26 protein-coding genes are annotated in these 18,867 nt (G+C 64.8%); 22 read left to right on the top strand and 4 right to left on the bottom strand.

Annotated features, from left to right (window positions below):
* Window positions 1-8 precede the first annotated feature (8 nt).
* The 18 genes from rplN to rplQ all read left to right on the top strand — a co-directional run bounded on the left by rplN (window position 9) and on the right by rplQ (window position 10,737).
* Window positions 9-377, top strand: a complete 369-nt coding sequence (rplN, locus tag ACX3PH_RS01285) for a 50S ribosomal protein L14 (RefSeq protein WP_459088569.1) — start codon at window positions 9-11, stop codon at window positions 375-377.
* Window positions 378-379: 2 nt separating this feature from the next.
* The gene (gene rplX / locus ACX3PH_RS01280; protein ID WP_459088567.1) at window positions 380-739 is read left to right on the top strand and encodes a 50S ribosomal protein L24; all 360 of its coding nucleotides are present in this window, start codon (window positions 380-382) and stop codon (window positions 737-739) included.
* Window positions 739-1,329: a 50S ribosomal protein L5 gene (rplE, locus tag ACX3PH_RS01275; protein WP_459088565.1), complete on the top strand. Its 591-nt coding sequence runs from the start codon at window positions 739-741 to the stop codon at window positions 1,327-1,329. Before rplX ends, rplE begins: the two co-directional genes overlap by 1 nt.
* An 82-nt stretch (window positions 1,330-1,411) precedes the next feature.
* The gene (gene rpsH / locus ACX3PH_RS01270) at window positions 1,412-1,810 is read left to right on the top strand and encodes a 30S ribosomal protein S8 (RefSeq protein ID WP_459088563.1); all 399 of its coding nucleotides are present in this window, start codon (window positions 1,412-1,414) and stop codon (window positions 1,808-1,810) included.
* 6 nt (window positions 1,811-1,816) lie between these two features.
* Window positions 1,817-2,353, top strand: coding sequence for a 50S ribosomal protein L6 (rplF, locus tag ACX3PH_RS01265; RefSeq protein ID WP_459088561.1), 537 nt, complete (start codon window positions 1,817-1,819; stop codon window positions 2,351-2,353).
* Between the two features lie 2 nt (window positions 2,354-2,355).
* The gene (rplR, locus tag ACX3PH_RS01260; RefSeq protein ID WP_459088559.1) at window positions 2,356-2,727 is read left to right on the top strand and encodes a 50S ribosomal protein L18; all 372 of its coding nucleotides are present in this window, start codon (window positions 2,356-2,358) and stop codon (window positions 2,725-2,727) included.
* On the top strand, window positions 2,724-3,437 hold the full coding sequence (gene rpsE, locus ACX3PH_RS01255; protein WP_459088557.1) for a 30S ribosomal protein S5: 714 nt from the start codon (window positions 2,724-2,726) through the stop codon (window positions 3,435-3,437). Before rplR ends, rpsE begins: the two co-directional genes overlap by 4 nt.
* Entirely contained in the window at window positions 3,437-3,619 is a 183-nt protein-coding gene (gene rpmD / locus ACX3PH_RS01250; protein ID WP_459088555.1) for a 50S ribosomal protein L30, read from the top strand. The genes rpsE and rpmD overlap by 1 nt, the downstream gene beginning before the upstream one ends.
* Window positions 3,619-4,452: a 50S ribosomal protein L15 gene (gene rplO, locus ACX3PH_RS01245; protein WP_459088553.1), complete on the top strand. Its 834-nt coding sequence runs from the start codon at window positions 3,619-3,621 to the stop codon at window positions 4,450-4,452. The genes rpmD and rplO overlap by 1 nt, the downstream gene beginning before the upstream one ends.
* A 63-nt stretch (window positions 4,453-4,515) precedes the next feature.
* Window positions 4,516-5,838, top strand: a complete 1,323-nt coding sequence (gene secY / locus ACX3PH_RS01240) for a preprotein translocase subunit SecY (protein WP_459088551.1) — start codon at window positions 4,516-4,518, stop codon at window positions 5,836-5,838.
* A complete protein-coding gene (locus ACX3PH_RS01235; protein WP_459088549.1) occupies window positions 5,835-6,434 on the top strand; it encodes an adenylate kinase in 600 nt (199 codons plus the stop codon). Before secY ends, ACX3PH_RS01235 begins: the two co-directional genes overlap by 4 nt.
* Before the next feature lie 14 nt (window positions 6,435-6,448).
* Window positions 6,449-7,297 (top strand): type I methionyl aminopeptidase, encoded by an 849-nt coding sequence (map, locus tag ACX3PH_RS01230; RefSeq protein WP_459088547.1) that lies wholly within the window; start codon window positions 6,449-6,451, stop codon window positions 7,295-7,297.
* A 197-nt stretch (window positions 7,298-7,494) separates the two neighbouring features.
* Window positions 7,495-7,716, top strand: coding sequence for a translation initiation factor IF-1 (gene infA, locus ACX3PH_RS01225; protein ID WP_022883252.1), 222 nt, complete (start codon window positions 7,495-7,497; stop codon window positions 7,714-7,716).
* Between the two features lie 80 nt (window positions 7,717-7,796).
* Window positions 7,797-7,913, top strand: a complete 117-nt coding sequence (gene rpmJ / locus ACX3PH_RS01220) for a 50S ribosomal protein L36 (RefSeq protein ID WP_459088539.1) — start codon at window positions 7,797-7,799, stop codon at window positions 7,911-7,913.
* A gap of 142 nt (window positions 7,914-8,055) precedes the next feature.
* Window positions 8,056-8,430 (top strand): 30S ribosomal protein S13, encoded by a 375-nt coding sequence (rpsM, locus tag ACX3PH_RS01215; RefSeq protein ID WP_459088537.1) that lies wholly within the window; start codon window positions 8,056-8,058, stop codon window positions 8,428-8,430.
* 45 nt (window positions 8,431-8,475) lie between these two features.
* A complete protein-coding gene (gene rpsK / locus ACX3PH_RS01210) occupies window positions 8,476-8,874 on the top strand; it encodes a 30S ribosomal protein S11 (protein ID WP_141880968.1) in 399 nt (132 codons plus the stop codon).
* 222 nt (window positions 8,875-9,096) lie between these two features.
* Entirely contained in the window at window positions 9,097-10,089 is a 993-nt protein-coding gene (locus tag ACX3PH_RS01205; protein WP_459088534.1) for a DNA-directed RNA polymerase subunit alpha, read from the top strand.
* A gap of 51 nt (window positions 10,090-10,140) precedes the next feature.
* Complete coding sequence (gene rplQ / locus ACX3PH_RS01200; RefSeq protein WP_459088532.1) at window positions 10,141-10,737, top strand: 50S ribosomal protein L17; 597 nt, start codon at window positions 10,141-10,143, stop codon at window positions 10,735-10,737.
* 63 nt (window positions 10,738-10,800) lie between these two features.
* On the opposite strand, the gene ACX3PH_RS01195 is transcribed toward rplQ, so the two are convergent.
* Genes ACX3PH_RS01195 through ACX3PH_RS01185 form a run of 3 tightly spaced genes read right to left on the bottom strand, consistent with a single transcriptional unit; the run spans window position 10,801 to window position 14,266 of the window.
* Window positions 10,801-11,412, bottom strand: coding sequence for a bifunctional 4-hydroxy-2-oxoglutarate aldolase/2-dehydro-3-deoxy-phosphogluconate aldolase (locus tag ACX3PH_RS01195; protein ID WP_459088530.1), 612 nt, complete (start codon window positions 11,410-11,412; stop codon window positions 10,801-10,803).
* Window positions 11,412-12,326 (bottom strand): sugar kinase, encoded by a 915-nt coding sequence (locus tag ACX3PH_RS01190; protein WP_459088528.1) that lies wholly within the window; start codon window positions 12,324-12,326, stop codon window positions 11,412-11,414. Before ACX3PH_RS01190 ends, ACX3PH_RS01195 begins: the two co-directional genes overlap by 1 nt.
* A 20-nt stretch (window positions 12,327-12,346) precedes the next feature.
* Window positions 12,347-14,266, bottom strand: a complete 1,920-nt coding sequence (locus ACX3PH_RS01185) for an acyltransferase family protein (protein ID WP_459088526.1) — start codon at window positions 14,264-14,266, stop codon at window positions 12,347-12,349.
* Between the two features lie 150 nt (window positions 14,267-14,416).
* On the opposite strand from ACX3PH_RS01185, the gene truA reads away from it, so the two are divergent.
* The 4 genes from truA to glmM all read left to right on the top strand — a co-directional run bounded on the left by truA (window position 14,417) and on the right by glmM (window position 17,870).
* Window positions 14,417-15,346: a tRNA pseudouridine(38-40) synthase TruA gene (gene truA / locus ACX3PH_RS01180; RefSeq protein WP_459088524.1), complete on the top strand. Its 930-nt coding sequence runs from the start codon at window positions 14,417-14,419 to the stop codon at window positions 15,344-15,346.
* 159 nt (window positions 15,347-15,505) lie between these two features.
* Complete coding sequence (gene rplM / locus ACX3PH_RS01175; RefSeq protein ID WP_459088522.1) at window positions 15,506-15,952, top strand: 50S ribosomal protein L13; 447 nt, start codon at window positions 15,506-15,508, stop codon at window positions 15,950-15,952.
* Window positions 15,953-15,984: 32 nt separating this feature from the next.
* Window positions 15,985-16,479, top strand: coding sequence for a 30S ribosomal protein S9 (gene rpsI, locus ACX3PH_RS01170; RefSeq protein WP_459088520.1), 495 nt, complete (start codon window positions 15,985-15,987; stop codon window positions 16,477-16,479).
* 29 nt (window positions 16,480-16,508) lie between these two features.
* Window positions 16,509-17,870, top strand: coding sequence for a phosphoglucosamine mutase (gene glmM, locus ACX3PH_RS01165; RefSeq protein WP_459088518.1), 1,362 nt, complete (start codon window positions 16,509-16,511; stop codon window positions 17,868-17,870).
* 6 nt (window positions 17,871-17,876) lie between these two features.
* Here glmM and coaA read toward each other — a convergent pair whose 3' ends face one another.
* Window positions 17,877-18,824: a type I pantothenate kinase gene (coaA, locus tag ACX3PH_RS01160; protein WP_459088516.1), complete on the bottom strand. Its 948-nt coding sequence runs from the start codon at window positions 18,822-18,824 to the stop codon at window positions 17,877-17,879.
* Window positions 18,825-18,867: the final 43 nt, after the last annotated feature.

The following is an 18,867-nucleotide window of genomic DNA, read 5'->3' as shown; positions in this document are numbered from 1 at the left end:
TAGAAGAGATGCTTCAGCAGGAATCCAGAGTCAAGGTCGCCGACAACACCGGCGCCAAGACGCTGCTCACGATTCGCGTTCTCGGCGGCTCCGGCCGTCGCTATGCCGGTTTGGGTGACGTCATCGTCGCCACGGTGAAGGACGCCATCCCGGGCGGCAACGTGAAGAAGGGTGACATCGTCAAGGCTGTCATCGTTCGGACCAAGAAAGAGACCCGTCGTCCCGACGGCTCATACATCAAGTTTGACGAGAATGCAGCGGTCATCCTGAAGGGCGACGGTGACCCCCGTGGCACCCGCATCTTCGGGCCGGTCGGTCGTGAACTCCGTGACAAGAAGTTCATGAAGATCATCTCGCTGGCACCGGAGGTTATTTAGTCATGGCGAACATCAAGAAGGGCGACGTCGTCCAGCTGATCAGCGGCCGCAGCCAGGCTCGCGGTGGCGACCGAGGCAAGCAGGGCCGTGTGCTCGAGGTGTTTGTTGACAAGAACAAGGTCATCGTCGAGGGCATCAACTACGTCACCAAGCACAGCCGTGTCGGCCAGTCGCAGCGGGGCACGAAGACCGGTGGCATCGAGACGTTCGAGGCTCCCGTTCACATCTCCAATGTCGCCCTGGTTGACCCAGAGACCAAGAAGCCGACCCGCGTCGGCTTCCGCAACGAGGTAGTGGAGAAGGACGGCGTTTCCAAGACCGTCCGCGTCCGCTACGCCAAGAAGTCAGGTAAGGACCTGTAATGACTGACACAGCAACTGTGACGACTGGCAAAATCCAGCCGCGCCTCAAGCTGAAGTACCGCAACGAGATTGCGGCACAACTGAAGAAGGACTTCGAGTTCACCAACGTGCACCAGGTGCCCGGCATCGTCAAGGTTGTCGTGAACACCGGTGTCGGTGAGGCTGCCCGCGACGGCAAGATCATCGATGGCGCCGTCAAGGACCTCACCGCGATCACCGGCCAGAAGCCGCAGGTCACTGCTGCTCGCAAGTCGATCGCCCAGTTCAAGCTGCGTGAGGGCCAGCCGATCGGCGCACACGTCACGCTTCGCGGCGACCGCGCCTGGGAGTTCCTCGACCGCCTGATCACGCTCGCGCTTCCGCGTATCCGTGACTTCCGGGGCTTGAGCGACAAGCAGTTCGACGGCCACGGCAACTACACCTTCGGCCTCAACGAGCAGTCGATGTTCCACGAGATCGACCAGGACAAGATCGACCGCGTGCGCGGCTTCGACATCACCATCGTGACCACCGCGAAGAACGACGCGGAAGGACGCGCGCTGCTCAAGGCGCTCGGCTTCCCGTTCCGCAACGCAGAGAACACTCCCTAGCATTACCAACGCTCCACCGATCGACCAGGTCGGCATTCGTGCACCGGATGTCGAAACCAATCGAGATTAGGAAACAAACCACATGACAATGACAGATCCGGTCGCAGACTTGCTGACCAGACTGCGCAACGCGAATTCGGCGTACCACGAGACCGTGTCGATGCCGAACAGCAAGCTCAAGTCCCACATCGCCCAGATCCTCAAGTCTGAGGGTTACATCGGCGACTGGAAGGTTGAGGATGCCCGCGTTGGCACCACGCTCACCATCGACCTGAAGTACGGCCCGAACCGCGAGCGCTCCATTGCGGGCATCAAGCGCGTTTCGAAGCCCGGCCTTCGCGTCTACGCAAAGTCGACGGAGATCCCCCGCGTTCTCGGTGGACTCGGCGTCGCTATCCTCTCGACCTCGTCTGGCCTCCTCACGGACCGCCAGGCCTCTAAGAAGGGCGTGGGTGGGGAAGTCCTCGCCTACGTGTGGTAATCCGTCATGTCACGTATTGGAAGACTTCCGATCGACATCCCGGCTGGTGTCGACATCAAGGTTGACGGTTCAGCCGTCACCGTCAAGGGCCCGAAGGGTGAGCTGTCGCTCACCGTCGCAAGCCCCATCGAGGTGAAGGTCGAGGACAGCCAGGTTCTGGTCACCCGCCCGGACGATGAGCGCGAATCGCGTTCGCTGCACGGTCTGACCCGCACCCTGATCCACAACCAGATCATCGGTGTCACCGAGGGCTATTCCAAGGGCCTCGAGATCGTCGGAACCGGTTATCGCGTGGCGGCGAAGGGCAACTCGCTCGAGTTCGCCCTCGGCTTCTCCCACTCGATCACGGTCGATCCCCCCGCAGGCATCTCCTTTGCCGTTGAAGGCAACACCAAGCTGACGGTGCACGGCATCGACAAGCAGGCTGTCGGAGAGGCCGCCGCAAACATTCGCAAGCTGCGCAAGCCAGAGCCCTACAAGGGCAAGGGCGTTCGCTATGCAGGCGAGGTAGTCCGCCGCAAGGCCGGAAAGAGTGGTAAATAATCATGGCTCTCGGAACTAGAGGTAAGAGCAAGTCTGCTGCCAAGGCTCGCAGGCACGCACGCCTTCGCAAGAAGGTTGTCGGCACCGAGGCGCGTCCGCGCCTGGTCGTCACCCGCTCGGCTCGTCACGTCTTCGTGCAGGTCGTCGATGACAGCAAGGGACACACCCTCGCGTCGGCGTCGACCATGGAGACCGACCTGCGCGGACTCGACGGCGACAAGACCGCAAAGGCACGCAAGGTGGGCGAGCTCGTCGCCGAGCGCGCCAAGGCCGCCGGCGTAGCCGACGTCGTATTTGACCGTGGTGGTAGCCGTTACGCAGGACGCGTTGCGGCGATCGCCGAGGGAGCTCGAGAGGGTGGATTGAACCTGTGAGCGACGAAACAACTAACAAGGAGAAGGCTGTGGCTGAAGTTGCTGAAGTCGTAGCGCCGGTGGAAACCGCCGCAGCGACCGAGCCCGCCAAGAACGAGCCTCGTGAGGCCCGTCGTGGTGGACGCGAGCGCAACCCGAACCAGCAGCGTGGGAGCCGCGACTCTGACAAGAGCCAGTTCCTCGAACGCGTTGTGACCATCAACCGCGTCTCCAAGGTCGTGAAGGGTGGTCGTCGCTTCAGCTTCACCGCCCTCGTGGTCGTCGGTGACGGTAACGGCATGGTCGGCGTTGGCTACGGCAAGGCACGTGAAGTGCCTACCGCGATCTCGAAGGGCGTCGAAGAGGCGAAGAAGAACTTCTTCCGCGTTCCCCGCGTCGGCAAGTCCATCCCGCACCCGGTGCAGGGTGAGGCCGCTGCAGGCGTCGTCCTCCTTCGCCCGGCTGCTGCCGGTACCGGTGTTATCGCCGGTGGTCCGGTTCGCGCCGTACTCGAGTGCGCCGGAATCCACGACGTGCTGAGCAAGTCGCTTGGTTCTTCCAACACGATCAACATCGTTCACGCCACGGTCACCGCATTGAAGGCGCTCGAAGAGCCGTCCGCAGTTGCTGCCCGCCGTGGTCTTCCGATCGAGGATGTCGTTCCGGAGCAGATCCTGCGCATCCAGGCCGCGACGGCCAAGGCCGACGCCACAGCGAAGGCAGGTATCTGATGGCTCGCCTGAAGGTAACCCAGATCAAGTCCAAAATCAGTGAAAAGCAAAACCAGCGCGACACCCTGCGCAGCTTGGGACTCAAGCGCATCGGCGATTCCGTCGTCAGGGAAGACAACTCGCAGAACCGCGGGTACGTCAACACGGTCGCTCACCTGGTGAAGGTCGAGGAGATTGACTAATGGCTGACGAAAAGAAGCCAACGAAGGCGACCGCCGAGAAGGCGGATGCCCCGAAGAAGGCTCCAGCGAAGGCTGCTGCCGCCAAGGCAGAGTCCAAGGCTCCGGCCAAGGCTGCCGCTGACAAGGCCCCGGCCAAGGCCGCTGCCGCTAAGGCTCCGGCCAAGGCCGCTGCCGCTAAGGCTCCGGCCAAGACCGAGACCAAGGCTCCCGCAGCCAAGGCTCCGGCGAAGGCTGCTGCCGCGAAGACCGAGACGAAGGCGCCAGCGAAGGCTGCTGCTGCCAAGTCTGAGACCAAGGCTGCTGCAGCCAAGGCGGATGACTCGGCTGCGGCCCCCAAGAAGACTGCAGCCAAGGCTCCGGCCAAGAAGGCCCCCAAGGCCGAGGTCGAAGCTCGCCCGCAGGTGCTGAAGATGCACCACCTGCGTCCGGCGCCTGGCGCCAAGACCGCCAAGACCCGCGTCGGTCGTGGTGAAGCGTCCAAGGGCAAGACTGCCGGCCGTGGAACCAAGGGAACCAAGGCCCGCTACCAGGTGCGTATCGGGTTCGAGGGTGGCCAGATGCCGCTGCACATGCGTACCCCGAAGCTGCGCGGGTTCAAGAACCCGTTCCGCGTCGAGTACCAGGTTGTCAACCTCGAGAAGCTCGGCGAGCTCTACCCCTCCGGTGGCGACGTCACCGTCAGCGACCTGGTCGCCAAGGGTGCGGTTCGCAAGAACGAAAAGGTCAAGGTTCTTGGCTCAGGTGAGATTGCGGTTAAGCTGAACGTTGCAGTAGACAAGGTCTCCGGCTCAGCTGAGTCGAAGATCGTCGCAGCGGGCGGCTCCGTCAAGTAGTCGTTCGGGTGGCCCTGCAGAGGGCCACCCGGTTGGCTCACCCGAAATACACCAGGAGGCCTCGTGTTCAGAGCAATCGCGCGTATTTTTCGCACGCCCGATCTTCGCCGCAAAATCGGCTTCACGATCGGCATCATCGCGTTGTTCCGGCTGGGGTCCTTCATCCCCACGCCGTTCATCGACTACGGCAACGTGCAGTCGTGCCTCGCTGGCGGACAGGGCGCATCCGGCCTCTATGAGCTGGTAAACCTCTTCAGCGGCGGCGCGCTCCTGCAGCTCTCCGTCTTCGCGCTGGGCATCATGCCCTACATCACCGCGTCGATCATCGTGCAACTGCTGCGCGTGGTCATCCCACACTTCGACGCCCTGTACAAGGAAGGTCAGGCCGGCCAGTCCACCCTGACCCAGTACACGCGCTACCTGACCATCGCACTCGCGGTGCTCCAGTCGACCACCCTGGTCACCGTCGCCCGCAGCGGAACGCTGTTCGGGGCATCCGGTGCAGCCGAGTGTTCCGCACTCATCACCAACGAGGCCTGGTACGCCATCCTGCTCATGGTCATCACCATGACCGCGGGAACCGGCCTCATCATGTGGATGGGCGAGCTCATCACCGAGCGCGGCATCGGCAACGGCATGTCGCTGCTGATCTTCATCTCGATCGCCGCAACCTTCCCGACCGCCCTCTGGGGAATCGCGGAGTCGCGCAACTTCGAGACCTTCCTCATGGTGCTCGCCGTGGGAATCGGGATCATGTTCGCCGTCGTCTTCGTCGAGCAGTCGCAGCGCCGCATTCCGGTGCAATACGCGAAGCGGATGGTCGGCCGACGTACCTACGGTGGCAACAACACCTACATCCCGATCAAGGTCAACATGGCCGGCGTCATCCCGGTCATCTTCGCCTCGTCGCTGCTCTACCTGCCCGCACTGGTTGCCCAGTTCAACCAGCCGGCAACCGGTGAGCTTCCGGCGCCGTGGGTCACCTGGGTCACCGAGAACCTGACCTCGGGCGACAGCGCGCTGTATATGCTCGTCTACTTCCTGCTCAACGTCGGCTTCACCTACTTCTACGTCGCCATCACCTTCAACCCGGAGGAAGTGGCAGACAACATGAAGAAGTACGGCGGATTCATTCCGGGCATCCGTGCGGGTCGTCCGACCGCCGAGTACCTCGACTATGTGCTGACCCGCATCACCCTTCCAGGCTCGCTGTACCTCGGTATCGTCGCCCTGATCCCACTGTTCGCACTTGCGATGGTCGGCGCCAACATGAACTTCCCGTTCGGTGGAGCCAGCATCCTGATCATCGTCGGTGTCGGACTTGAGACGGTGAAACAGATCGACTCCCAGCTCCAGCAACGCCACTACGAGGGACTCCTTCGTTGAGCCGGCTGTTGATTGTCGGGCCACCCGGCGCAGGTAAGGGAACCCAGGCGGCACGGCTCACGGAGAACTACGGCATTCCGGCCATCGCCACCGGTGACATCTTCCGCTACAACATCAAGAACGAGACGCCGCTCGGTGTCGAGGTCAAAGCCATCGTCGACGCCGGCGACTACGTCCCAGACAGCCTGACCAACGCCCTGGTCAGCAGCCGCCTGGACGAGGAGGATGCCCGTGACGGGTTCCTGCTCGACGGCTACCCGCGCACCCTCGATCAGGTGGGGTTCCTCGACAGGCTGCTGGCCGCCAAGGGACAAAGCCTCGATGCGGTGATCCAGTTGGTTGCAGACACGGATGCCGTGGTCGCCCGACTGCGTCGCCGCGCGATCGAACAGGGCCGGGTCGACGACTCGGAAGAGGCGATCCGCCACCGCCAGGATGTCTACGCCCGCGAGACCATGCCGCTGATCGCCGTCTATCGCGACCGCGACCTGCTCATCGAGGTCGACGGCCTGGGGGAGATCGACGACGTGAGCCAGCGCATCGCCGTCGCCCTCGCCGCTCGTGGAGTTCACCCGGTCGCCCGGGAAGCCCAGTAGGCCGAGCTATCCCTGTGAGCCTGCGCAAGAGCATTTACAAGTCACCGGCCCAGCTTCGGCTGATGGTCGCCCCCGGCCTGCTCACCGCTCAGGCGCTGGACGCGGTTCGTGCAGCAATCCGTCCCGGTGTCACCACGGGTGAACTGGATGCCATTGCCGAGAAGGTCATTCGTGATGGCGGGGGAGAGCCGAACTTCGCGCTGGTGCCCGGTTACCGGCACACGGTCTGTGCATCCGTCAATGAGGACGTGGTGCACGGTATTCCCGGCGACCGCGTTCTCCAGTCCGGCGACATCGTGTCCATCGACTGCGGAGCCCAGGTGGACGGCTGGAACGGAGACGCCGCATTCACCGTGGTTCTTCCCGATGCCGACCGCCCCGAACTGGTCGCGCAACGGGAGCTTCTGTCCGAAGTGACCGAGGGTTCACTGTGGCGGGGGATCGCCGCCCTGGCACAGGCGCGTCACCTGAACGAAGTCGGGGAGGCGATCGAGGAGTACATCGAGTCGCACCCGTCCCGTGCAGACGGAACGGTCTTCGGCATCCTGGAGGACTACGTCGGCCACGGCATCGGCCGGTCGATGCACGAAGCACCGCCGGTGTTCAACTATCGCGTGCGCGAGCGGGGTCCGGCAGTGAAGCCCGGACTGGCCGTCGCGATCGAGCCGATGGTCACCCTGGGTGGCATCGACACGTTCACCCGGGAAGACGACTGGACGGTGGCGACCAGCGACGGAACATCCGCCTCCCACTGGGAGCACTCGGTTGCGGTGCACGCCGACGGCATCTGGGTGCTGACCTCACACGACGGTGGCGCGTCCGAGCTCGCGCCCCTCGGCGTGATCCCGGTTCCCATTCCCTAGGCAGGTTTCGATACGGCCGCGGGCGGCCTACTCAACCCACAGGGGTGCGGATCGAATTCGCGAAACGCCGCAGAATAGCCTAGGATTGTCCCTTGGTGTCTTATGGCCGTTTCTGCGAGCCACTTCCCGGGTGACCGGGCTCGACACCACAATCCAACGCACGACCAGCAAACAATACATTTAGCGATGAAAAGGTTATGGCCAAAAAAGACGGTGTCATCGAGATCGAGGGCGCAGTAGTTGAAGCTCTGCCCAACGCGATGTTTCGCGTTGAGTTGACGAACGGCCATAAAGTTCTTGCTCACATTTCGGGGAAGATGCGGCAGCACTACATCCGCATCCTGCCCGAAGACCGTGTGATCGTGGAACTGAGCCCATACGACCTGACCAGGGGTCGGATCGTCTACCGCTACAAGTAGTGCCGTAACAAGCGCCTGCTGGAAAGTAACGGCCCGCAGCACACTGCGGGTACGAAGACAGCGAAAATCAAGGAAACACAATGAAGGTCAACCCCAGCGTCAAGCCGATCTGCGAGCACTGCAAGGTGATTCGTCGCAACGGCGTCGTCATGGTCATCTGCAAGTCCAACGCCCGCCACAAGCAGCGTCAGGGTTAATCCGCTCGCTGAGCGGACACAACTGAACACAGAAAATACAGAAAGCAACACCAGAACCGCGCGAGCGGGGACACCATCGGTTGGAGGCCGGTGTAGCGGTGTTGTGACAGACCTCCACTCATCATTTTGAGGAGAAGCCATCATGGCTCGTCTAGCAGGAGTAGACATCCCGCGCGATAAGCGCGTCGAAGTCGCACTTACCTACATCTACGGTGTTGGCCGCACGAAGTCGCTCAAAGCGCTTGCGGACACCGGAATCAGCGGCGAGATCCGCGTCAAGGATCTCACCGACGAACAGCTGATTGCCCTTCGCGATTACATCGAGGGCAACTACAAGGTTGAGGGTGACCTTCGCCGTGAGGTCGCTGCCGACATCCGCCGCAAGGTCGAGATCGGAAGCTACCAGGGCATCCGTCACCGTCGCGGCCTGCCCGTGCACGGACAGCGCACCAAGACCAACGCTCGCACCCGCAAGGGCCCGAAGCGCACCGTCGCCGGCAAGAAGAAGGCCCGATAGCAGCCATTCGGCTCGCATCGCCAAACACAGTCTTAGGAGAGAACATTGGCAGCACCAAAATCGGCCGCTCGCAAGCCGCGTCGCAAGGAAAAGAAGAACGTCGCCGTGGGCCAGGCCCACATCAAGTCGACCTTCAACAACACGATCGTCACCATCACCGACCCGACTGGTGCGGTCCTGAGCTGGTCGTCATCCGGCGTCGTCGGCTTCAAGGGCTCGCGCAAGTCCACCCCGTACGCCGCGCAGATGTCGGCTGAGTCCGCTGCACGTCAGGCGCAGGAGCACGGCGTCAAGAAGGTCGATGTCTTCGTCAAGGGACCGGGTTCAGGTCGCGAGACGGCGATCCGTTCACTTCAGGCAGCAGGCCTCGAGGTCGGCTCGATCAACGACGTCACCCCGCAGGCGCACAACGGTTGCCGCCCGCCGAAGCGCAGAAGGGTCTAAGGCGCCGTCAGGCGCAGACCCCTCTGCGGGTCGAGTAGCGAGCGCCAGCGAGCGTATCGAGACACCGGGTTCGAGCAAGTCGTACCGAGGTTTCGATACGGGCCTGGCGGCCCTACTCAATCCACAGATTTCGACCACAACTCAACATGAATACCAGCGGGCCAGCCACCCGTTGAAACGCCTAAGTGTCAAATAGCGGACACTTTGCCGAAAGGAATACACGTGCTCATTGCACAGCGTCCCACCCTGACCGAAGAGAACATCTCCGAGTTCCGTTCACGGTTCATCATCGAACCGCTGGAACCCGGATTCGGTTACACCCTCGGAAACTCCCTCCGTCGCACCCTCCTGTCGTCGATCCCCGGAGCCGCTGTCACCAGCATCCGCATCGACGGCGTGCTCCACGAGTTCAGCACCATCGCCGGCGTGAAAGAGGACGTCACCGAGATCATCCTGAACATCAAGGGCCTGGTCGTCTCAAGCGAGCACGACGAGCCGATCACCGCCTACCTGCGCAAGCAGGGTGCAGGGCAGGTCACCGCAGCCGACATCTCGGCTCCGGCGGGTGTTGAGATCCACAACCCGGAACTGCTCATCGCCACCCTGAACGACAAGGCGAAGTTCGAGCTCGAGCTGACCATCGAGCGTGGCCGCGGCTACGTGTCGGCGACGCAGAACCGCAACGAGTACAGCGAGGCCGGCCAGGTTCCGATCGACTCGATCTACTCGCCCGTGCTGAAGGTGACCTACCGCGTCGAGGCGACTCGTGCCGGTGAGCGCACCGACTTCGACCGCCTGGTGGTGGATGTCGAGACCAAGTCGGCGATCACCCCTCGCGACGCGATCGCATCCGCCGGCAAGACCCTGGTCGAGCTGTTCGGCCTGGCGCGCGAGCTCAACTCGGCAGCTGAAGGTATCGAGATCGGCCCGGCTCCGGTCGATGCTGTTCTCTCCACCGAGCTCAGCATGCCGATCGAAGACCTCGACCTCTCTGTGCGCAGCTACAACTGCCTCAAGCGCGAGGGCATCAACAACGTCAGTGAACTGGTCGCCCTCTCGGAGACGCAGCTCATGAACATCCGCAACTTCGGTCAGAAGTCGGTGGATGAGGTGAAGGACAAGCTGGTGGAGATGGGCCTGTCGCTGAAGGACACCGTTCCCGGGTTCGATGGCGCGCACTTCTACAGCTACGACGACGCCGACGAGAGCAACTAGGTCCGTCGCTCGCGACTGGCTGAGACCACTTTGATTCTGGAGATTTAGAAAATGCCAAAGCCCACAAAGGGTGCCCGCCTCGGAGGAGGCCCGGCCCACGAACGCCTGATGCTGCGCAACCTCGCCGCATCGCTGTTCACCCACAAGTCGATCAAGACCACCGAGATGCGTGCCAAGCGCCTGCGCCCGGTCGCCGAGCGAATGATCACCTTCGCCAAGCGCGGAGACCTGCACTCTCGCCGCCGCGTACTCGGCATGATCAGCGACAAGACTGTCGTGCACGAACTCTTCACCGAGATCGCGCCGCTGGTCGCTGACCGCCAGGGCGGCTACACCCGCATCACGAAGCTCGGCTTCCGCAAGGGCGACAACGCGTCGATGGTGCAGATGGAGCTCGTTCTCGAGCCGGTCAACGCCAAGCCGAAGGCGAAGGCGACCACCAAGGCGGAGAAGCCGGCGAAGGCCGCTCCTGTCGAGGAGACTGTTGCCGAGGTCGCGGATGACGTGACCACGGAGCCGGAGGCCACCGAGGTTCCCGTCGAGAACACGGCTGAGCCGGTTGACGAGGCTTCGGTCGAGGCTGCGGATGCTGCTGCACAGGAAGCGCAGGGCGCGAACCCTCCCGTCCAGGGGCAGGGCAAGAAGTAGTCCACTAAGACTCTGGTTCGGGCTCCGCTGAGAAGCGGGGCCCGAACTGCGTTAACGCAGGCGCTAGCGGCGAGCGAGTGCGGCGAGGCGGGGAAGCTGTTCGGGGTCGCCGAGCGCTGAGCCGACAGCCACGACGTGCGCGCCGCCGGCGAGGAAATCCTCGGCGTTGGACGCATCCATCCCTCCGGTGGCCACGAACTTCGCACCCGGGAACGGCCCGGCCATCATGCCGAACCATCGGGGGCCGAGTAGCGCTGCCGGAAACGCCTTCAGCCAGGTGAGCCCGTCTTTCATGGCCGCCTGCACTTCCGAGGCCGTCGCGACGCCAGGCAGTGGCGGCATGCCGGCTTCGAACGACGCATGGGAGACCGTCAGGTCGTAGCCGGGGCTCACCGTGAAGGCGGCGCCTGCCATCCGTGCCTGCCTCACGTGGTCGAGGCTGACGACGGTTCCGGCGCCGACCGGCTTGCCGATCGCCTCCCCGGCTTCGACGACCGCGCGTAGCGCATCGACGTCTTCGTGGGACTGGATCGGTACTTCGACGCAATCGATTCCTAATTCCCAAGCCTGTTGCGCCAGGGCAACACTCTTCTCGGCGCCGAAGCCGCGCAGGATCGCCATCAGTCGCTGGCCCTCGAATAGTTCCGCCAGTTGTGCGTTGGAGATCGTGGTCATCAGTTTTCCCTCTCGTCCAGGTGGTTGTCGGCGACGTAGTCACTCAGCGACCTCAGCACCAATGCGGCCCGCTGGTGGCCGGCGGTCAGGCGGTCGAACGCTTCCCGTCCGTCGAGGTCGGCGGCCAGGTACCCGGCGGCGAAGGCATCACCGGCGCCGACGGCTTCGATGACGTCGACTTTCAGCGCGGGCACGAAGAGTTCGCCGGTGGGGGAGTACTCGGTCGCGCCGACATCCGAATCCTTGATCACCAGCCGGCTGGGCGCGTGAAGAATGGAGCGGACCTCGTCCGGGGTGCGCGTTCCCCACAGGGTTTCCGCCTCGTCGAGGCCGACGAAGACCACGTCCGCGCGCTGGGCCAGCCGATGCAGTCGCGGCGCAGCTTCGGCCACGCTCCACAGCGCCGGCCGGTAATTGACGTCGAAGCTCACCAGTGTGCTGGTCTCCTCGAGACGATCGAGCACGGAGTCGATGAGCGCGCTGCAGCTCGCGGACAGGGCCGGTGTGATGCCCGAAACGTGCACGAGTTTCGCCTCCAGCAGTGGAACCTGGTCCAGGATGCCGGGGTCGAGTGTCGATGCGGCCGAACCTCGGCGGTAGTACAGCACGCCATCGCCCGGGTTCTTGAAATACACGCCGGTGGGGGCGTCGCCGCTGACCTCCACCATGCTGGTGTCCACTCCGCGCGCCCGAATCATCGCGACGAGCCGGCGCCCGAGGGCGTCATCACCGACGCGACTCACCCAGGAGGCTTCGTGGCCGAGTGCGGCCAGGTGCGTGGCGACATTGGACTCTGCGCCCCCGATGTCGAGCCGGAACGCATCCGCTGCCTCCAACGACTCGTTGGTCGCCGGCGTCACCAACACCATGGTCTCGCCGATGGTGATGACGCGGTGCTTGGCGTGGGACGGCATCCATCAACTATCTCACTTGCTCACGTGGGCAGCGGTGCCAGCCCATAGTCGCGGGGGCCGAGCAGCGGGGGAAGCTCAGAGAGGCGTTGAAGGGCATCGCGTACCGCACCCACGTAGACCCGTCCTCCCGCATCCCCCGGGTGGATCTGGTCGCGCGCGAGCAGTTGAAGCTGGCCGGAGATGGAGTCGCGCCAATTCGCCAACTCGACCGCCCGGTACTGTTGCGCGAAGTCGGAGAGGTTCGCGTTGACCCCTTCGGTCCACCACCGTGGCGCGAAGACGTTCACGAGCACCAGTTGGTGATCGGTGCCGGCCAACTCCCGAAGACGCGCGAGTGCGGCCACGTCGATCGGGCCGTTGGTGCCCAGCCCGATGACGACGGTTGGACGAAGGGTGCCAGCGGCGAGCATCGATTCAACGATTTGCGGTGCCTGGGACAGTTGCCGGGACACCGTAGCGTCGATCTGGATGCCCGGGAACGCGTTCTGCAGTTCGGTTGCCGACGCGAGCATCACGGAGTCGCCGATCGCGGTGATCTGGTCTCCGCCGGGGAGGCCGGCGGGCGCGCTCTCCTCCGGAGCCTCGGCCGCGGCATCCGTTGGCGGCGTCTGCCGCTCGACCGCCTGCTGCCCGGCCTCGATCTGGGTCTGGGCCGCCCCCTTGCCCGGATCGGCCACGATGCCGGCCACGGTGGTCGCGCTGCCGGCGAGAACCAGCATGCCGACTATCGCCACCCCGACGGCGCGCATGCCCGACCGGTTCCATTGCGAGGCGAAGCCGGCGAACGATGCCCGGAAGCCGTTCCGCCGGATCGGCTGCTCCACGAACCGGTACGAGATGGCCGCAGCCACCACGGTGATGACGGCGGCGATGCCTCCGAGCATCCAGCCGCCACCGCCCACTCTGGGCATCGTCGGCAGCACGCCGACGACGAGGACGAACACCGGCCAATGCCACAGGTACAGGCCGTAGGAGCGCTCGCCGATCCAGCGAAGCGGCTGGATGTCGAGGGCACGCCCGAGATACGAGCCGGGGACGATGGAACCCAGGATGGCCAGCGCGCTGAGGAGTGCGACGACCGCCAGGCCGCCCTGATAGGCGAGTGCGCCATCCGCTGCCAACAGGAAGGAGGCGACGATGAGTGCCGCGACCGCAGCCAGGCCGACCAGCGGGAGCACGACCTTCGGCGCACGACGCCACTCGGATGACTGCCGCGACCAGCCGGCTCCCAGGAGCGCGAGCACCGCGCCAAGGGTGAGGCCGAAGCTGTGGGTGTCGGTGCCGTAGTAGACGCGCGTCGCATCCGCCCCCGGCGCGAAGAGGATGGTCATGCCCACAGCGGATGCCACGGCCGCCACGGCCACGATCGTCACCCGGACCCAGCGGCGCCGGGTGAGCAGCAGGAGCAGCACGGCCAGGGGCCAGAGCAGGTAGAACTGCTCCTCGACGGCGAGCGACCAGAGGTTGCGAAGGAGCTCCGGGGTCGTCTCGTCGAAGTAGCTGCGGTCTGCAGCGATGGCGAGCCAGTTGCCGCTGAACGTTGCCGCTCCCAGCACTTGTTGCCCGAGCCCGACCAGCAGGTCGGAGCCGATCATCCACGCTGCGGTACAGCAGGTCAGCAGCAGGACGCCGAGAGCGGGAAGCAGCCGCCGCGCACGGCGGCGCCAGAAGTTGCCGAGAGCGATCCGGCCGTTCTTCGCGTGCTCGCTGAGCAGCAGGCTGGTGATCAGGAACCCGCTGATCACGAAGAAGATGTCGACGCCGAGGAACCCGCCGGGCAACGCGCCCGGCGTCAGGTGGAACAGGATGACGGTGATGACGGCGATCGCCCGCAGGCCGTCGAGCCCGGCGTACCGCGGCGTGGACGTGGGCGTGTGTGGGGTCTGCGAAATCGTCGCGGGCGTCGCGACGCGTTCAGGGGCAGAGGTCGTTGCAGCCATAGGAGTGTCTATCGATCGTCCTCTGAAGGATGCCGGTGGGTCAAACCCGACAACTGCTCGCTCATGAAAGTGCCCGTTCCGGAGGGAAGTGCCCCGCGGAACGGGCACTTTCCTCCGGAACGGGCACTATGGCGCGAATAGACTCGGGGCGTGCACGACGACGCGACCACCCGCATCCGCCTGGATGTGGCCTACGACGGCACCGACTTCTACGGCTGGACCAGGCAGCCCGGCATGCGGACCGTCCAGGGCGAGATCGAGGCGGCGTTCGGCGTGATCTTCAGGCGCCACCCGCCGATCCCCACGATGGTCGTTGCCGGGCGAACGGATGCCGGTGTGCACGCGACCGGGCAGGTCGCCCACGTAGACCTCACCCCCGACCAGCTGGAAAGCCTAGCCCGTCCCCGGCGCGGCAAGCTGGCCGGGCGGGTGTTCGACGGTCCGGCTTCGCTGGGGCGCCGGGTCAACGGCATCGCCGGGCTGAACAGCGACGTCCATGTGTCCCGCTCGGTTCTCGCACCCGACGGCTTCGATGCTCGTTTCTCCGCGGTGTGGCGCCGCTACCAGTACCGCATCGCCGACAACCTGGCGCCCCGGAACCCGATCGAACGCCGTCACACGGTCTGGTACCCGGCCGTGCTCGACGTCGACCTGATGAACCAGGCCGCCGCATCCCTCCTCGGACTGCACGATTGGGCAGCCTTCTGCAAACCGCGCGAGGGCGCCACCACCATCCGAACCCTGCAGCAGTTCAGCTGGTCGCGGCAGCCGGACGGGGTGCTGGTCGCCGAGGTGAAGGCTGACGCGTTCTGCCACAGCATGGTGCGCTCGCTGGTCGGTGCCTGTGTCGCCGTCGGCCAGGGCAACGTTCCTGCCGAACGCCTGGTCGGCATCCGCGACGAACAGCTCCGCGGAAGCGAGTTCAAGGTGATGCCGGCGAAGGGCCTCACCATGGTCGAAGTCGGGTATCCAGCGGATGATGGACTCGCCGCCCGCGCCGACCAGACCAGGGCGAGAAGGCAGGCTGACGAGGCGCCACCGATGCTGATTCCCAGGGCGGCAACCAGTTTGACCGACTGAGCACGCGTGAGCTACAGTTGATCCTTGGTGTCAGCGTCTCCGTGCGCGGCATCCGATCATGAGCCCTCCACCGGCACCGTTCCCCCAACACTCTGTTGCGGAACGACCATCGGAGCGGGATTCACGAACATCTCATTTCGATCAGAAAGCAGCTTTACTGTGACGCGCACCTTTTCCCCCAAGCCCGAGGATGTCCAGCGCGACTGGGTCATCATCGACGCAACCGACGTAGTGCTCGGTCGTCTGGCCAGCCACGCGGCGACCTTGCTTCGCGGCAAGCACAAGCCGACCTTCGCCCCCCACATGGACATGGGCGACTTCGTCATCATCATCAACGCCGAGAAGGTTGCCCTCACCGGCTCCAAGCTCGCGCAGAAGAAGGCCTACCGCCACTCCGGTTACCCGGGCGGGCTCACGGCCACCACCTACTCCGAGATGCTCGAGAAGCACCCGACGCGTGCCGTCGAGAAGGCCATCCGTGGCATGCTTCCGAAGAACTCCATTGGTCGGGCGCAGCTCACCAAGCTCAAGGTCTACGCAGGCGCCGAGCACCCCCACGCTGCCCAGCAGCCCAAGACCTACACCCTCGGCCAGGTCGCGCAGTAGCGCGCGCCAGTACAAGCAAGGATTCCCACAACATGGCGAAGATTTCAGACTCCATCGACACCACCGCGCTGGCCCCGGAAAGCTATTCGACCGAGACGCCGGCATCGGAGGCCCCCGCGGCACCGCGTGCAGTGCTCAACGTCCCCGGCGCCGCAGTCGGCCGCCGCAAGCAGGCCATCGCCCGCGTGCGTATCAAGCCGGGCACCGGCACCTTCACCGTCAACGGTCGTGAGTTCGTGGAGTACTTCCCGAACAAGCTGCACCAGCAGCTGATCAACGACCCGTTCAAGGTTCTCGACCTCCTGGGAAGCTACGACGTGATCGCGAAGATCACCGGTGGCGGCCCCTCCGGCCAGGCCGGCGCACTGCGCCTCGCGATCGCCCGTTCGCTGAACGAGATCGACCGCGAGAACAACCGTCCCGCCCTCAAGAAGGCCGGCTTCCTGACTCGTGACGCCCGCGTCATCGAGCGCAAGAAGGCTGGTCTCAAGAAGGCCCGCAAGGCGTCGCAGTTCTCGAAGCGCTAAGCAACGCGCGGTAGCGGGCTGCTGCTGTAATGGGGCGTTTGTTCGGAACCGACGGGGTCCGCGGTCTCGCAAATCGAGACGTCACCGTTGAGCTTGCCCTCGGGCTTGCCCAGGCGGCTGCAGTTGTGCTCGGAAAAGGGCGATTCGCGGACGGCCGCCGGGCATCCGGTCGCCGGCCCATCGCGGTGGTCGCTCGCGACCCCCGGATCTCGGGCGAGTTCATCTCGGCGGCGGTTGCTGCCGGGCTGTCGAGTTCCGGTGTTGATGTGCTCGACGCCGGTGTCATCCCGACGCCGGCCGCCGCGTTCCTGATCGGCGACATCGGTGCCGATTTCGGTGTCATGATCTCGGCATCGCACAACCCGGCACCCGACAACGGCATCAAGTTCTTCGCGGTCGGTGGAACGAAACTGCCCGACATCGTCGAGGATCGCATCGAGGCGGCGCTCAGCAACGGAAAGCTGGCTCCGACCGGTGTCGAGGTCGGGCGCATCACCCGCTTCGCCGACGCCGAAGACCGCTACGTCCTCCACCTGCTGGCGACGCTTCCGCATCGGCTGGACGGCATCCACGTCGTGCTCGACTGCGCCAACGGTGCCGCCGCGGGTGTCTCGCCCCAGGTGTTCACGGATGCGGGTGCTCGCGTCACCGTGATCGGTGCCGACCCGGACGGCCTCAACATCAACGACGGGGTTGGGTCGACGCACCTGGACAACCTGGCGAAGGCCGTGCTGGAGCACGGAGCGGATGTCGGCATCGCCCACGACGGTGACGCCGACCGCTGCCTCGCTGTCGACCACCGCGGCAACCACGTGGACGGCGACCAGATCATGGCGATCCTCGCGGTCTCCATGAAAGAGCGCGGCATCCTCGCGAAGAACACACTGGTCACCACCGTGATGAGCAACCTCGGGCTGCGCCTGGCGATGGCCGAGCACGGCATCGAGATGCTTACCACCGCTGTCGGCGACCGTTACGTGCTTGAAGCGCTGGGTGAGCACGGCCTGAACCTGGGCGGCGAGCAGTCGGGCCACGTCATCATGAGCAACCACGCCACCACCGGTGACGGCATCCTCACCGGGTTGCACGTTCTCTCCGAGATGGCGCGAACCGGCAAGAGCCTCGCCGAACTGTGCGACATCATGACGGTGTATCCACAGGTCATGGTGAACGTCCGTGACGTCGACCACCACCGCATCCGCGAAGACGAGGTCATCGCCGCCGAAGTGGCCGCATGGGAGGAGAAGCTCGGCGACAGCGGGCGCATCCTGTTGCGGCCCTCCGGCACCGAGCCGATGGTCAGGGTCATGGTGGAGGCGGCTGAACTGGCGACCGCTGAGAGGGTGTCGGCCGAACTGGCCGAGCTGGTGCGCTCCCGCCTCGCGCTGTAACTGCTGTCAGATCTTGCGCAGCAGGATGCTGTGCACCGCATGCTGTGAGTTCTTGCGCAGCACGGCAGTGGCGCGCGACCGCGTGGGGCGGATGTTCTGGGTCAGGTTGGGCTCGTTGATGCGGCCCCAGATGTCCCGGGCGGTGCGCCGGGCATCCGCTTCACTGAGCGAGGCGTACCGGTGGAAGTACGATTCCGGGTTGGTGAACGCGCCGCGCTGGAGCTTCAGGAACCGCTCCTCGTACCAGGTGGCGATGTCTGAGGTGCGGGCGTCGACGTAGACGCTGAAGTCGAACAGGTCGCTGACCGCGAGACGGTGTTGCGTGGTGGGCGGCTGCAGCACGTTCAGGCCCTCCATGATGAGAATGTCGGGCTTGTGCACCACGACCTGGGCATCCGGGACGATGTCGTAGCTGAGGTGCGAGTAGAGCGGCGCGCGCACCTCTTCCACCCCGCTCTTCACGTTGCTGACGAACCGCAGGAGTGACCGCCGGTCGTAGGACTCGGGGAAGCCCTTCCGCTCCATCAGGCCGCGGCGCTCGAGTTCGGCGTTCGGGTACAGGAAACCGTCGGTGGTGACCAGTTCCACTCGGGGGGTGTGCTCCCAGCGGCCGAGGAGCTCGCGCAGCAGCCTGGCGATGGTCGACTTGCCCACGGCGACGGATCCGGCCACGCCGATCACGAAGGGCGTGCTGGGCGCCCGCTGGCCCAGGAACTCGCTGGTCGACTGGTGCAGCCGCTTCGCGCCAACGGCGTAAAGGTTGATGAGCCTGCTCAGCGGCAGGTAGACATCCGCCACCTCGTCGAGGTTGAGCACGTCGCCGAGGCCGCGGAGCCCGAGCACTTCGGCCGGGGTGAGCGGGGATTTCGTCGAGCCGGCGAGGGCAGCCCAATCGGCGCGCTCGATCTCGACGAACGGGGTTCCCGTTCCGTTGGCGGAGGTGGCTTCGGACACCCGAGAAAGCCTAGTCTGATGCCGGCTGGCGGGTGGCTCAGCC

The sequence above is a fragment of the Homoserinimonas sp. A520 genome (assembly GCF_054489245.1).
This window is presented reverse-complemented; position numbering and strand designations above follow the sequence as displayed.